The organism is Prosthecobacter sp. SYSU 5D2 (assembly GCF_039655865.1).
Classification (GTDB): Bacteria; Verrucomicrobiota; Verrucomicrobiia; order Verrucomicrobiales; family Verrucomicrobiaceae; genus Prosthecobacter.
This window is the reverse complement of sequence record NZ_JBBYXL010000001.1, coordinates 240,437-254,893: the sequence shown is the minus strand read 5'-3', so window position 1 is coordinate 254,893 and position 14,457 is coordinate 240,437. Positions and strand designations below refer to the sequence as shown.

Here is a 14,457-nt window from a genome sequence, read left to right as displayed (position 1 = left end):
GAACACCATGCATACCATTCATGCCAGAACCAGACGCTCCTGTCAGGGCACCGGCGATTCTTGCCCTGGTGCTGGGGGTGGCTGTGTCTCTGCTGCTGACAGCCATCCTGCTGGAAGCGCGGGAGGATGACCGGCAGGATGAAGTGCGGCGGCTGGCCAAAGACCGGACGGAGGTCATCCGGGGGCAGATCCTTCGGTCTATGGAGGTGCTGCACAGCATCGTGGCCTTTCTCCAGACGCGGGAAGAGGTGAGCCGCGCGGAGTTTGGCCGTTTTGTGGGCAGCTTCCTCACCCGTCAGCCGGAGCTTCAGGCGCTGGCCTGGGACCCACGGGTGCCGGGACCTGATCGAGCGGTGTGGGAGGCGAGGGCAAGGGCTGAGGGTTTTACCGGTTTTCATTTTACCGAAGAGAAGGCGGAGGGGGAGATCGTGACGGCCGAGCCGGCTGAGGAATACTTCCCGGTCTTTTATCTGGAAAGCCTGCAAAAGAATGCACCGGCGCTGGGCTTCAATGTGAAGGCGGAGCCAAGACGGCGGGAGGCGCTGGAACGGGCGCGCGATACGGGAGTGGCGCAAGCCACGGCCCCTATCCGGCTGGCGCAGGAACAGGGGGCGCAAAAGGGTTTTGTGGTCTTTGAGCCGCTGTATGCGGGCACAGCGGCCACGGAGGAGCAGCGGCGGGTGTCTCTGGCGGGCTTTGCAACAGCGGTCTTCCGCATTGGGGATCTCATTGATCTTTCGCTGGTGGATGCCCAGGAGAACGGGGTGGCGCTGACCCTCAAGGATGAGGCCGACGGATCTGTGCTGTATCACCAGGCAGGTGAGCGGCTGGCAGGCTATCCGGCCTGGACGACGAGTGTGGATGTGGCGGGCCGGCGGTGGACGCTTTTGTTTGAGCCGACGCGGGACTTCCTGCGGCTGCGGTCGGACTCCATGCCGTGGCTGACCTTAAGCGGTGGCATGGTGATGAGCCTGATGCTTTCCGGCTATCTCTGGAAGAGCGCCACGCAGACGGCGGAGGTGAAACGGGCGCAGCGAGAGCTGCTGGCAGAGGTGGGGGTGCGCAAGCAGGCGGAGGCGGCGGCGGAGGCGGCCAGCCGGGCCAAGTCTGAATTCCTGGCCAACATGAGCCATGAGATCCGCACACCGATGAATGCCATCCTGGGCTATGCGCAGATCCTGGCGCGGGACGGGGCGCTGCCGCGCTTTCACCGCGATGCGGTGGCGACCATCCTCAATAGCGGGGATCATCTGCTGCATCTGATCCAGGAGATTCTGGACCTGTCCAAAATTGATGCCGGGCGCATGGAGGTGGAGGCGGGTGACTTCGACCTGGCTGCGCTGATCCGCGAACTCGGGGCGATGTTTCAGCATCCTTGTGAGGAGAAGCAGATCGGCCTGCGCATGGAGGCGGGCGGGCTGGACAGGGCAGTGATGGTGAATGGAGATGAAGGCAAGCTGCGGCAGGTTTTGATTAATTTGTTAGGCAATGCGGTGAAGTTTACCACGAAGGGAAGAGTGATCCTGCGGGCGGTGCCACTGGAGCAGGAGCGCTGGCGCTTTGAGGTGGAGGATACGGGTGCGGGCATTTCTGAGGAGGCCCGGCAGCGGATCTTTGAGCCGTTTCAGCAGGAGGCCGGGTCTCGTGGCGGGGCGGGGCTGGGGCTGGCGATCGCGCGGCGGCAGATGGAGATCCTGGGGGGAAGCATCGGGGTGCATTCACAGCCGGGGCAGGGCTCGTGTTTTCATGTGGAGCTGAGGCTCCCTGCAGTGGCGGGGAGCGGGGTGCCAAGGTCCGCTGCGCGGGAGCCGGTGCGGCTGGCACCGGGCCACATGGTGCGGGTGCTGGTGGTGGATGACATCCGTGAAAACCGCGAGGTGCTGGCCTCCATGCTGACGCTGGCGGGCTGTGAGGTGGTGCTGGCGGAGCATGGCCGCCAGGCGGTGGAGGTGGTGCGGGTATCGCGCCCGCAGATGGTCTTCATGGACATCCGCATGCCGGAATTTGACGGGCTGGAGGCCACGCGCCGCATCCTGGAGGAATTTGATCCGGAGGAGATCAAAATTGTGGCCACATCGGCCTCAGCGCTGGCGCATGAGCGGGAGCTCTGCCTGAAGGCTGGCTGCGATGACTTTGTGGCCAAGCCTTTCCGGGCGGAGCGCATTTACGGTTGTCTGCATCATTTGTTAGGCGTGGAGTTTGTATGCAAGGAGGATCCTGCATCGGAAGAGCCGCCCGATTCCATTGACCTGAGCCAGATCAACCTGCCGGAGGACCTGGCCGCACGGCTGACGATGGCGGCGGAACTGCACAGCGCCACGGTGCTGAAAAGCTGCCTGGCGGAGCTGGAGCAGCTGGGCACGGCGGGAGAGCGGCTGGCCCAGCACCTGCGCGGCTTTCTGGCCAGCTATGACATGAAAACCATCCAGCGCATCATTGCCCAAATATCCATTTCATGAACCGACCCCGCATTCTCATCGCCGATGACACCCCGGCCAGCCTGACCCTGCTAAGCCATGTCCTGGAGCCGCAGGGGTATGAGATTCTGGCCGTCTCCAGCGGCAAGGATGCGCTGAAGCTGGCGGAGCGGGCCAGGCCGGACCTGATCCTGCTGGATGTAATGATGCCGGGGCATGACGGGTTTCACGTGTGCCGCACGCTGAAGGCGGAGGAGGCCACGCGGGACATCCCGGTCATCTTTATCACCAGCCGCCAGGAGACGGAGAGCGTGCTCAACGGCTTCCGCATGGGGGCGGTGGATTACATTGTGAAACCCTTCCAGGCGGAAGAGGTGGTGACGCGGGTGGCCACGCATTTGAAGATCAGCGGACTGACGCGTGAGCTGCAGCAGCGTAATGCCGAGCTGGAGGCCGAAGTGGCACGGCGGGTGGAAGCGGAGCGCACACGGGACAAGGCCACACAGCGGCTGTCCAGCCTGGCTTCACGGGAGGCGCAACGCTGGGGGCTGGATGGTTTTGTCGGCGGCAGCCCGCACATGCAGCGCATCCTGGCGGACATCGAGCGGCTGCGAAACTTCGCCAAAACGAGCGTGCTCATTACTGGCGAAAGCGGCACGGGCAAGGAACTGGTGGCGCGTGCGCTGCATCATCACAGCCCGCGTGCGGAGGCGGCCTTCATCCCGGTGAACTGTGTGGCGGTGCCTGCGGACTTGCTGGAATCGCTCTTCTTCGGCCACGTGAAAGGGGCTTTCACGGGAGCCACGGCGGACCGCAAAGGTTACTTTGAACTGGCGGATGGAGGAACGCTGTTTTTGGATGAAATTGGTGACATGCCGGCGGCTCTGCAGGCCAAGCTGCTGCGTGTGCTGGAGGACGGGGAGGTGACACCGGTGGGCTCCACGAAGTCCCATCATGTGGACGTGCGGGTGCTCAGTGCGACGAATGCGGACCTGTCCGCGAAGATCCTCAGCGGGGAGTTTCGGCAGGATTTGTACTATCGCCTGGCCCGCTACACGGTGGAGACGGCACCGCTGCGCGAGCGGCGGGAGGACCTGCCACTGCTGGCGGGACATTTCCTGAAGGTCTTCGCTGCGGAGATGGGGATGGCGGCTCCGGCGCTGGATGAAACGGCGCTGAAGCTGCTGCAACATCACTCCTTTCCAGGGAATGTACGCGAGCTAAAAAATGCGATGGAGCGTGCCCTCATCCTCAGCGGTGGCAAGACGGTGAGGCGGGAGCATTTGCAGCTCTTTGACATGGCGGCCAATCCGGCTGCCAGTGCTGTCAAGGCTGCGCCTGCGCGGGTTTCATCCGAAAGCGTGCCGATGAATCTGGAAGCTGCCGAACATACTTTGATACAACGGGCACTCGAGCAAACGGGCGGCAACGTTACCGAAGCCGCCCGTCTTTTGAATGTGAACCGCAGCCGGATTTACCGGCGCATGCCTGGCGTGAAGCAGGCTTAGCGCATGGCTTCGAGCCGCTTTTTGAGGATATCTTTCTGGCTCATGCCGTTGAGCTTTTCCTGGGTGGAGTCGATCCACTTTTGCTCCAGGGCATTTTTCGTCGGACGCTCCACCTGGTAATAGACGCCAAACTGGCCAGGGGAAGGTTCATCGGCCATCTTGAATGCGGCAACGTCGTCGGTGACGTTGTGCTGGGTTTCATCAATGATGTTATAGACACCGCCTTTGCGCGGGGTGCTGTCATCAAAGGAACCGGCGTAGAACATGACGCACTCGCTGAGGCACTCCACAACGCTGAAGCCGTCATGCAGGATGGCGCGCTCGAAGATCTCCATCATGTGCTTCACCTGGGCCGCATGGGTGCGGGCGATGAAGGTGGCGCCGCTGGCCAGTAGCTGCTTCATCGGATTGATGGGGCGGTCAATGCTGCCGGTGGGGTCGGTCTTGGACTTGAAACCCTGTGGGCTGGTGGGGCTGGTCTGCTTTTTGGTCAGGCCATAGACGAAATTGTCCATGATGACATAAGTCAGCTTGATGTTTTTGCGCGCGGCGTGGTTGAGGTGGTTGCCGCCGATGGAGAAGCCGTCGCCGTCACCGCCGAAGACAAAAACATGCACGTCCGGGCGGCTCAGGGAAATGCCGGTGGCAAGGGGCAGGGCACGGCCATGGATGAAGTGGATGCCGTGGCTGTTGACGAAATACGGGAAGCGCGAAGAACAGCCGATGCCGGCGACGCAGACGATTTTTTCATGCGGATACTGAAGCTTTTCCAGCACCTTGTAAAAGGCGGCAAGCACCGCAAAGTCACCGCATCCTGGGCACCACGTGGGGTGGTCGGCCGTGAGGATTTTTTTGGTGAGCTTGTCAGCAACGGGGGTGAGGGTGGCGTCGGAAGCCGGAGCCTCCAGGGTGGCAGCGGACATGATGGTTGGTTAGGTTGGAATACCCAGGCTAAACGAATCCGGGATCACGGGTCAATCATGAACCGCACCTTTTGCCAAAATCGGTGGCTGCCGTTCTTTACACAAAATCAGTGATGGAGCCGAAATCGGCGTCAAAAAGGCGGCGGTAGGTGCGGAAGGCGAAGCTGTCGGTCATGCTGGCCACCCAATCACAGACGAGGCGGGCACGTGTGCTGGCATCGGGGGCTTTGGCGATCTCGGCCTCCAGGGTGGCGGGCATGAGATGCAGGGTGTTTTCTTTGTCCTGCTCAATGTAGCGGTCCCGCAGCACTTCAAAGAGACGGGTGAGGATAAAGTCGGCCTTGTAGTCTAGCTGCTGAAGCTGGGGGCTTTTGAAGACGAGCTCGAAGGCGATCTTTTTGTTCAGCCGGGACTGGGCCTGCATGACGGGATCAATTTCCAGGCGGAACTGATGCCGCCGGGTCATGGAGCTAAGGAAGGTGCTGTCAGGCACCAGCCGGGCGGCGCGGATGTAACGGCCGATTGCGCTGTTGAGCTTCCTTTCCACACGTCCTTCACGGATGGCGGCACAGAGTTTTTGGATGTGGGTGGTATCGGTTTCATCCAAGGTCTGGCCGGAGGCCCACTGCTCCAGCCGGGCGACGTTGATAAAGCCGGCGTGGATGCCATCGGCGATGTCATTCAGCGAATAAGCGGTGTCATCCGCCCAGTCCATGATCTGGCATTCGATGCTGCGGAACTGGTTGCGGATTTTACCCGGCGTCAGCTCTGGCGGGAAGGACTGGCCACCGAGGGTGAAGTCCAGCCAGCGTTCCTGGTCATTGTACAGGTAGTGGTTTTTGGCCGTGGGGACCTCGGCCTGGAGGGTCTTGTATTTGAGGACTCCATCCAGCACAGCTCGGGAGGGGTTCATGCCTTCACGGCCTTCGTTAAAGAGGGTTTCGGTGAGGATTCGCAGGGTCTGGGCATTGCCTTCAAAACCACCATAGGGCTGCATGACGCGGTGCAGGGTGCGCTCCCCTGTATGGCCGAAGGGCGGATGGCCGAGGTCATGGGAAAGGCAGGCGCATTCGACCAGGTCGGGATCAATGTAAAAATCCTCGTCCAGCAGGTCGCGCTGGTGGGCCAGGTAGGCGCAGATGGAGCGGCCGATCTGGGCGACCTCGATGCTGTGCGTCAGGCGGGTACGGTAAAAATCGTACTCGCCGGAGAGGAAGACCTGGGTCTTGTTTTGCAGACGGCGAAAGGCGCTGCTGTGGATGATGCGGTCCCGGTCGATTTGGAAAGCATTGCGGTATTCGCCCTGGCTGGAGGGGCGTGGATTCAGCGTATCGGAATCGAAGCTGTTATAAAATCGGTTGGCAGGCATGGAGGGAGGACCGGGTGCTTTTTCCTCAGGCTTTAAATGCTGATGGTAGGGCGGTCTTCAAAGTCCCTTGGCGGCAGGGAAGAGGGGCCGGGGCCAGGGAAGCTGCCTGGACCGGGGCCGGTGGGCACATCATACTGCATGCCACCCGCGCGGGTCTTGCTGCGCAGGGCAGGATCATCCAGCGCGCGGTCCACGGCATCCTGAAGCGCGCCGGAGACAAGGTCACGCAGCATGGGGACGGGGGAGCCGCTGCCGGGGAGGTAGGCACCGCCGCTGCGCTCGCCCGTATAGACGCGGCTGTGGATGATCTGGCCGGTGCCAGCTTCAAGCACGGTCACACGCACGCGTGCATAACCATAAGGCCGCACCAGCATCTGGCAATACAGGTCCAGGATGTCCCCGGTGACGATGTAACGGGCTGCGCGGGGGCGGGTGAGCATGCCCCTGGCCTGAAGCCCGTAACCGAAGGCATTGGTCACTACCTCGCTGATAGGCACGCGGGTCTGCACATGTTCCAGCGGCGTGCCGATCTGCGTTCGCACGGTGCCCAGATCCAGGGGCCCGAGGCCGCGCTGGTCGCTGAAAAGGCGGGTGGAATACTCTGGGGAACCCGGCTTTACGTGTCCAGGGCCGGAGGCATAGTCAAGGCTCACCTGGGATGTGGTGCTGCAGGCGGCCAGGGCCAAAACACTGAGCAGGGTGGCAAAAGAAAGCAGGCTCTTCATGGATGGCAGGACGAATAGCTGTGTAAACGTCACTTTCAATCCCGCAAAATCATCTTCCGCAGCCCCTATAAAAAGGACAGCCCTGCCGGACTTGGCGCTCAGGAAAAAAACCCCCAAAACCTGAAACCAATTAATTATCCGGCAGGGCCGATTTATGAGTATATTCAGGTCGAACTTCTCCAGGCAATCCCAAAAAATGATCTCATTGGCAAAAACCTTTTCATCGTGGATACAATGTCATGACAATGCCCAGGCAAGGTATGTCGCGAGCCGATGGAATTTATTTTTAGTTTGCCTGACGCTGGCGCTCTCTTTGACATGCATTCCCGCTAAATCCTCCGCACAGATCGGAAAAAGCGTGCGTCAGGTCATTGTGGCGCAGGCTGCTGGATGGAATTCCAATACGGCGACGTTGCAGGCTTATCAGCGGGCCTCGGCCAGCAGCCCCTGGCAGCCCGTCTTCGGCCAGCCGGTGCCGATCTTGCTCGGGCGGTCCGGACTGGCCTGGGGCAGGGGAGTCTTCACGCCGCCTCGTAATGGCATTCCTATGAAGGTGGAGAAGGACTGGCGTGCGCCTGCAGGAGTGTTCCAGCTTGGTTCTCTTTTTGGTTATGCCGCTCGCCCGCCAGCGGGGACGAACTGGCCGTATGTGCAGGTGGGGCCGTGGGATGCGTATGTGGATGATCCCAACAACCCCTATTATAACCAGCATGTCCGTGTGGACCCGAAGCGGGGCGTGCCACCCTGGTTTGAAAAGCAGCGCATGCGGCTGGGGGATGCGGCTTATAAATGGATGCTGGAGATCCGCCACAACCAGCAGCCGGTGGCACCGGGCTATGGCAGTGCCATCTTTTTCCATGTGCGTCGTGGCCCGACGAAACCCAGCGCCGGCTGCTCCACGATGGCGCTGGAGAACTTGGAAAGCCTGATCCGCTGGCTGGACCCAAAGGCGTCTCCTCATTATGTGCTGCTGCCCAAGGCGGACTATCAGGCGCTACGGGGGACATGGGGGCTGCCGTGAATGTAAAAAGAAGAAATTAAGAAAACGGAAAGCTAAAATGAAAAAGCGGGAAGCGGAGGCTGGCTCCACTTCCCGCTGAGGAAGAATCGGTTTTGGAAGAACAGCCTTACTTGGCAGCGGGCTGCCAGTTTTTCACGAACTCGAGGCTCTGCTTGATCTCAGGCAGGCTGGTTTCCCAGTTGTGCTCATATTCGACATGCAGGGGGCCGGGATAGCCCTGGGCGTGGTATTCGGCCAGGATGGCGGGGATGTCAGACTTGCCGGTGCCGAAGGGGAGGTCATGGGCTTTCGGATTGCCGAATTCGCTGAGGTCCTTCATGTGGCTGTCGAAGATGCGGCCCTTGAGGATACGGATGCAATCCACAGGATTCAGGCCGCTGCGCACCCAGTGGCCGACGTCGGCGCAGGCGCCCATGCGGGGGTCGCGGTCTTTGACGAGCTCCAGCACATAGTTTGGATCCCAGAAAAGGTAGGAGCGGTCCAGAGGGCGCTTGGGATGGTTGTGAATGGCCATCTTGATGTCGAATTCCTTCACCAGGGCTTCGATGCCGTCCAGGCCTTTGACATCGGGTTCGGTGATGACAATGCCGATGCCCATGGTTTTGCAGAATTCAAAAACCTTGCGGTCAGCGGCGGCATCGGTGCCGATTTTGATGACGCCATAACCGACGGCAGTGATGCCCTGCTCAGCCAGCTTGGCCTTGACGGCGGCGATGACTTCCGGTGTGGATTCGTGATTGAAGATGACTTCAGGCTGTTCTGGAGACAGCTTCTGCTTGGGGTAAAACTCGATGGTCTTGCCGCCGGCGGCGGCCGTTTTCTCGATGGCCTCCATGACGGTGAACATGCGGAAGCTATAAGCCTGGCAACCGGCATAAAAATGTCCGACTTTGGCGGAATCCGGAATGGTCGCGGCGAAGCCGGCGACGGCAATGAGAAGGAGAGGGAGAAGGAATTTCTTCATGGACGGATGGGAACGGGGTTGGGGACAGCTTCTTGCTGCGGACTCTGGTCCGCGCTGAAGTGTTTCTGCATAGTGCAGATGAGGAGGCTCCAGGCGAGCAGGTTTTTTAGCGGTTCGCGGTGCCTGTGGCCGGTGCACGGTCTTTGGGCACTCCGCTAGAGGCCCATTCGAAAACCTGCTTGCCACCATGTTTGATTTTCAAGACGACACCTTCGATGGAATCCTTCCTTCGTGAACGTGAGCCATCCGAGTAGTAAAATCCGCCTTCCAGTTTGTACGTGACCAGTTTGACATCGCTGGTTTGAAAATTGATTTCCTGCAAATGTTTGATGCTGCCGACCGCTGCGCTGCCCGTGGCTTTGCGAGTGACATAATCCGGGCCATTGGCCTGGCTGAAGTAAATTTCATAATCCACCTTGAGGTCATCCAGTTGCTGGCCTGAGCGGTTGAGCAGCTTCACATTGCAGACCCAGCTTTCAGTCGTTCTCTCCTCATTGTTGACCACGGCCTTGCTGCTGTCCGTTTTGCTTTTTGTGAAGGCAGGCACAAACTCATACTTGATGGTCTCGGGGTTGGCCTTCCGCCATTCGGTGATGAAGGCCTGGTCGGCTTTGCTAAACTTGCTGACAGGTACCGTCATTGCGGGACCCGCTGCCAGTTTGAGCGTCACAGTGTCTGCCGTGGCGGCCTGGATCTCGGCCTGGAGGGTGCGGCCATCCGGGCTGGTGAAAGTACGGGGCGCTGCTTCAGCAGAGAGGGCGAGGACAACACCCAGAACCACCGACGGGGCGGAGCGAAAAAGACGGGAGGAGAGTTCCATAAGATTTAATCGTTTGCACCCCGCTGATTTTTTCAGATGAATCCAAGATTTGGCCAATCTTACCTAAGTTATTTGAAATGTTAATCTGGGATCATAAAAGATTACGTTTTCTAGCTTCCCTGAAAGGGGACCTGTGCCTGATTGGCGTCATGATTCTGCGGACCACCCTTCTTTGCTTTGCCGGGATTTCCCTGATTGCCGCTGCGGCGGATCTGCCGGTAAAAGTGGTGCTTTCGGGGAAGCCCGGCGTTTATACCAAAGAACAGTGGAAAAAGGACTGGCCTGGCTGCGGCTTTGAGGGTGGCATTGCGCCGGGACGGGTGGAGCAGATTGGGGAAGGGGAGGAGGCCGTGCTGCGGGTGAGCTTTGCGCCGGGGGAGATCGGCCCAGAAGACGGCGGGGCCGGGTGGCGCTGGCCCTTTGGCCGCCAGGAGGGTGCGGAACTGCGCTACACATTGAGGTTTGGGCCTGACTTTGAGTTTGTCAAAGGCGGCAAGCTGCCAGGTCTGTGCGGCGGGCCGGAGAACGTCAGCGGTGGCCGTCCGGCGGACGGGGAGAACGGCTTCTCAGCGCGCCTGATGTGGCGGCGGGAGGGCCGTGGTGAGGCGTATGTGTATCACAAAAACCAGCCGGACAAATACGGTCACAGCTTTCCCTTTCCGGCGGACTTCCGTTTTCCCAAAGGCCGGCCAGTGGGCGTCCGCCTGGCCGTGACGATGAACACAACGGGGAAACGCGACGGGACTTTGCGGGTCTGGATCACGCTGCCGGAGGTGCCGGAAAAGCTGATGGTGGAGCAGACGGACATGGAGTGGCGCAGCCAGGATACCTTCGGCGTGGACGGGCTGTACTTTGAGACTTTTTACGGTGGCGGGGACAAGTCCTGGGCACCCAAAGGGCAGGGCTGGGCGGAGTTCGGGGGGATGGAGGTGCGGGCGGTGGAGAGGGAGTGAGGAATGACCTGACGAAGGTGGCTGTTGGATGAAACGATTGCAGCCAGGAGTGGCCGCATCACTTTAAATCCACCAGCGCATGCGCAGCCAGCGGGTAAATTTGCGAAGGAGGACGGTGCCGGCGGGGCGGCGTCCGAGCTCGATTTTGGCACGTCCAGTCAGGCCGGGGCGCATGAGGGGGCGCAGCTCTTCGGGGATGTCCACCGTGGGCAGGGTGATGCTGAAGACGCCGCCGTCCGGGCCGGGCTGGAGGGCGGGGCTGATCTGATTTTTGCCGGTGAGGCTGGCGTGGAGCTGGCGGGAACTTTGGGTGTAAAGCAGGTAGTCCACGGGGCGGGGGCTGCTTTCATCCAGGGCTTCTTCGATGAGGCTGATGTCGGCTTCGGCGATCTCCAGCCGCAGGTCCCAGACGTCCACGCTGGCCACCTCCGCCAGGACTTCGCCGGCTTGCAGAAAGGTGCCGTTTTTCAAATGCACCTCCTTGGTCATGATGAGGCCGTCCAGGGGGGATCTGAGTTGGGCGAGCTCGATCTCCAGGCGCAGGCGGTTTTCCATTTCGGCCTGGGCTTCGGCCTCCAGGCTGGCGATGCGGGCCAGGGCTTCTTTTCCCTGGCCGCGCTGGCGCTGGGCCTCGGCCTGCAGCCGCTTGCGGGCCTGGGCTGTGGCGGCGAGGTCGCTCTCCAGACGGCGGGTGTCCAGGCGGGCGATGATTTGGTCTTTGGTCACACGGTCGCCTTCGCGAACGAGTACTTCTTCCACCCGGCCGGCGGCCTCGGCGGTGACGAGGGCCCGCTTCAACGGCAGCAGGCTGCAATCGCCCTCCACCTTCACCTTCATGGGCCAGAGGGCTGCCATAACCAAAAAGGCGGCAAGGAAAGCCGTACGGAAAACCCAGCGCCGCTTGCTGGAAGCGGAGGCCTCATGCTGCCAGCGGCCGAGCTTGGTCAGCGACTTGCCAAAAGGCATCGCCTGATGTACAAGGGCGGCATTCAGCGCCTTGCCAGAGAGGTCGGCCAGCCATTGGGCCAGGGCCAGGGAAGGGGGACGCGGATCCCCCGGTGCCCCGGCAGCACCGAAGCTGGCGGCATCCGTGGATTCACACAGCAGGCAGCCGAGCACGCGCCCCTCCGGCCCATCGCGCAGCGGGACGAGGGCGGCGGACTGCATCTGGCTGTCGGTGAAGTAGGGCTCATTTGAATCTGCGAGCACGACCCAGGCCTGGTCCCTGGCCTGGCGGGAAACGAAGAGCAGCAAGCCGGTGACGAGGCGGCTGCGTTTATCCACGGATTCCTGCCCGGAGATGGCCAGCACGCGCCAGCGGTCCCCGTGGCGGAGGAGGATGCTGACACGGTTGATGCCTAACAACTCACGCGCATGGGCGGTGGCCAGCTTGCCGCCAGTTTCGGCATCCAGCACGCCGGTTAAATCGCCCGCCAATTGCAGCAGTCGCTGCTGGCGCTGGCTCTGGGCACCGAGATCGCGGAGCTGCCGGGAGCGCAGGCGCGGACCCAGTTCGGTCAGCAAGGCCTGGATCATGAGGACGATGTCCGCCAGCTTTTGGGGATCGCTTTTGGCAGGAAACCAAAGCTGCACTGCACCGAGGTGGTCGTCGCCGCTGCGCAGTGGCGCACCGATGATGGCGTGCGGGCCGAGGTTCACCAGGACGCCAGGAGTGACGGGTCCCTGCCCGGCGGGGGAGGGCATGAGGACAAGGGGCTGGGAGGAGAGGATGGTTTCCGTGGCGGCCTGCAGGGTCTGCTGGCGCTGGTCGCTTTCTGCTGGTCCGGCGGCGGTTTCCAGTTCTGAGGCTGCGCCTAACCGAAGGGATATCTCTTTGCCCGTGCGCTGGGCCACCAGCCAGACGGCTCCGCCGAGAGCCTCCGTGGCGGAGACAAGACGCTGAAGCACAGCCTGATGGATGTCGGCCTCGCTGGCATTCAGGCCGGCCAGCCGGGAAAGCTCTGCGGAGAGGGCTTTCATGGCCTGCTGGCGGTCTGGTGTGAGGGCTGCCATTGGAGGGAATTTCAATGCTTGTCTTTCACCGCCTGCGGCTGCCGGCCGCTGCGGTCTATGCGGATGCCCTGGCGCTCCAACAGCGTGCCGGTGATGAGGGAGAGCTGGGTGGCGGCTTTGTTATAATCTGCCAGCGCGGCGATCTGGCGCGTGCGTGCATCAGCCTGATCTCGCCGGGCTTTTAGGACATCAAAGGTGCGGGCCACGCCCTGGCCTAACCGCTTTTGCTCCGTCTCCACCAAGCGCTCGCTCAGGCCCACGGATTCGCGGGTGGATTCCAGCCGGGCTTTGGCGGCCTTCACCTGGGCGATGATGGTGTCCAGCTCCACGGACACATTCAGCTCGGACCGGGCGATGTTCAGGATGGCCTGCTGCTGGCGGTTTTCCGCGACGGCGCTGTTGGCCTTGGCGGTGCGGTTGCCCAGCGGGATGGAAAACTGGAAGCCCACCTGAGTATCGTATCCCTGGCGGTCAAACGCCCGCTCATACGCTCCGCTGCGGTCGCCGCTGAGGCCGTTGGCGGTCAAAGTGGCCTGCAGGTCGAGCCGGGGCAGAAGCTGGTTGCGGGTGTACTTCACCACGATGGCCTGCTTTTCTGCTTCCTCGATGGCCGCGCGATGATCCGGGCGGCGGGCCAGGGCGGACTGCAACAGGGCGGTCCGGTCCGTGCGCGGTGAGATGAGGGGCAGGGAATCCCGGGGCAGGAAAATGAGGCCCGCACCTTCCTCAAGCGAGCCGAGGATCTGGCCCTTGATGCTGCGCTGTTTTTCCACGGCAAAGCTGAGCGCCGTGATGACCTCTTCCTTCGCGATGGCCACGGCCACCTCCGCCTCCTGCACATCCGCCGGGGAGAGCTGGCCGGCCTCCAACCGCTTCTTGTTTTCAGCGACCAGCTTTTGGGCAAAGACGACGACATCCCGTTTCACCGTCAGATTTTCCACGGCAAAGATGAGGTCGTAGTAATCCAGCATCACCATGGCGATGGAGCGCTGCAATTTGGCCTCCCACTGATGGTCGGCAATCGCCTCGTTGCGGCGGCTGATGTGCACCTCGGCCAGATTCACATCGGGACCGAAATCCCGCAGCAGGGGCTGGGTGAGTGTGACCCCCACCGCCGCAGCATACTCAGGATAAAAGATGGAGGGTGGCGTCTGCCGGTTGAGGTCGTTGCGAAATTCCCCCAGGCTGGCGAAGAGCTTATACTGCGTGCCCAGCGGCAGCAGACCCTCAATGCCCGTCTGGCTCAGGAAGCTCTGCTGCTTGAACATGTTCGGCTCATCCAGCGCCACAAAGATGCCGCCCGTCTGGACGTATTCCAGCGCGTTCTGCGGGAGATTCGATTCCCGCCAGGTGGAGTTCAGGAAATACGAAGGCTCAAACTTGCCCCAGGCCGCATCCGTCTGGGAATCCGCCACCGCCCAGTTCAGCCACTCGATGCGTACATCCAGGCTTTTTTCCAGGACCTTGTGCAGGGCCTCCTCCATCGTCAGGTAGCTCGGCTGGAGCCCCAAAGTTTCCTCAAACGTCTGCGCCTGTGCCCGCGAGTCCGGGAACAGGCAGGCGGTGAGGGCCAGAGCAAGAATGGGCAGCAGACGAAACACGAGCGCAAGGTGGGGCGCTGGGGCGGCATTGCAAGCGGGGGGATGGGAGGGGGCGCCCGCAGAATGAAACACAGGATAAAACCGGATACATCATGTGTTGGTGATTGACCGGGGCGGGTGGCTTCGTTTGGAATGGCCTTCGC

Annotated in this window: 11 protein-coding genes; 4 read left to right on the top strand and 7 right to left on the bottom strand. The window is 61.4% G+C overall.

Annotated elements, in window-relative coordinates; genetic code table 11:
* The first annotated feature begins 20 nt into the window (after window positions 1-20).
* A complete protein-coding gene (locus tag WJU23_RS01120; protein WP_346330680.1) occupies window positions 21-2,459 on the top strand; it encodes a CHASE domain-containing protein in 2,439 nt (812 codons plus the stop codon).
* Window positions 2,456-3,925 carry a sigma-54 dependent transcriptional regulator gene (locus WJU23_RS01115; RefSeq protein WP_346330679.1) on the top strand — a complete coding sequence of 490 codons (1,470 nt, stop codon included), beginning with the start codon at window positions 2,456-2,458 and terminating at the stop codon, window positions 3,923-3,925. The genes WJU23_RS01120 and WJU23_RS01115 overlap by 4 nt, the downstream gene beginning before the upstream one ends.
* On the opposite strand, the gene WJU23_RS01110 is transcribed toward WJU23_RS01115, so the two are convergent.
* The 3 genes from WJU23_RS01110 to WJU23_RS01100 form a co-directional block, all read right to left on the bottom strand.
* Entirely contained in the window at window positions 3,922-4,848 is a 927-nt protein-coding gene (locus WJU23_RS01110; RefSeq protein WP_346330678.1) for a thiamine pyrophosphate-dependent enzyme, read from the bottom strand. The two genes, WJU23_RS01115 and WJU23_RS01110, sit on opposite strands and share 4 nt — an antisense overlap.
* 97 nt (window positions 4,849-4,945) lie before the next feature.
* Entirely contained in the window at window positions 4,946-6,217 is a 1,272-nt protein-coding gene (gene dgt / locus WJU23_RS01105; RefSeq protein ID WP_346330677.1) for a dGTP triphosphohydrolase, read from the bottom strand.
* A 32-nt stretch (window positions 6,218-6,249) separates the two neighbouring features.
* Entirely contained in the window at window positions 6,250-6,942 is a 693-nt protein-coding gene (locus WJU23_RS01100; protein WP_346330676.1) for a hypothetical protein, read from the bottom strand.
* A gap of 358 nt (window positions 6,943-7,300) precedes the next feature.
* Between WJU23_RS01100 and WJU23_RS01095 the strand changes: the two genes are divergently transcribed.
* Window positions 7,301-7,963 carry a L,D-transpeptidase family protein gene (locus WJU23_RS01095; RefSeq protein ID WP_346330675.1) on the top strand — a complete coding sequence of 221 codons (663 nt, stop codon included), beginning with the start codon at window positions 7,301-7,303 and terminating at the stop codon, window positions 7,961-7,963.
* A 106-nt stretch (window positions 7,964-8,069) separates the two neighbouring features.
* Here WJU23_RS01095 and WJU23_RS01090 read toward each other — a convergent pair whose 3' ends face one another.
* Both WJU23_RS01090 and WJU23_RS01085 read right to left on the bottom strand, forming a co-directional pair.
* Window positions 8,070-8,927 carry a sugar phosphate isomerase/epimerase family protein gene (locus WJU23_RS01090; protein WP_346330674.1) on the bottom strand — a complete coding sequence of 286 codons (858 nt, stop codon included), beginning with the start codon at window positions 8,925-8,927 and terminating at the stop codon, window positions 8,070-8,072.
* A 106-nt stretch (window positions 8,928-9,033) separates the two neighbouring features.
* A complete protein-coding gene (locus WJU23_RS01085) occupies window positions 9,034-9,747 on the bottom strand; it encodes a hypothetical protein (protein ID WP_346330673.1) in 714 nt (237 codons plus the stop codon).
* A 149-nt stretch (window positions 9,748-9,896) separates the two neighbouring features.
* On the opposite strand from WJU23_RS01085, the gene WJU23_RS01080 reads away from it, so the two are divergent.
* On the top strand, window positions 9,897-10,700 hold the full coding sequence (locus tag WJU23_RS01080) for a polysaccharide lyase (protein WP_346330672.1): 804 nt from the start codon (window positions 9,897-9,899) through the stop codon (window positions 10,698-10,700).
* 63 nt (window positions 10,701-10,763) lie between these two features.
* Here WJU23_RS01080 and WJU23_RS01075 read toward each other — a convergent pair whose 3' ends face one another.
* Together WJU23_RS01075 and WJU23_RS01070 are read right to left on the bottom strand one after the other, a co-directional pair.
* On the bottom strand, window positions 10,764-12,713 hold the full coding sequence (locus tag WJU23_RS01075; RefSeq protein ID WP_346330671.1) for a GAF domain-containing protein: 1,950 nt from the start codon (window positions 12,711-12,713) through the stop codon (window positions 10,764-10,766).
* An 11-nt stretch (window positions 12,714-12,724) separates the two neighbouring features.
* Window positions 12,725-14,314: a TolC family protein gene (locus tag WJU23_RS01070; RefSeq protein WP_346330670.1), complete on the bottom strand. Its 1,590-nt coding sequence runs from the start codon at window positions 14,312-14,314 to the stop codon at window positions 12,725-12,727.
* Between the last annotated feature and the right edge of the window lie 143 nt (window positions 14,315-14,457).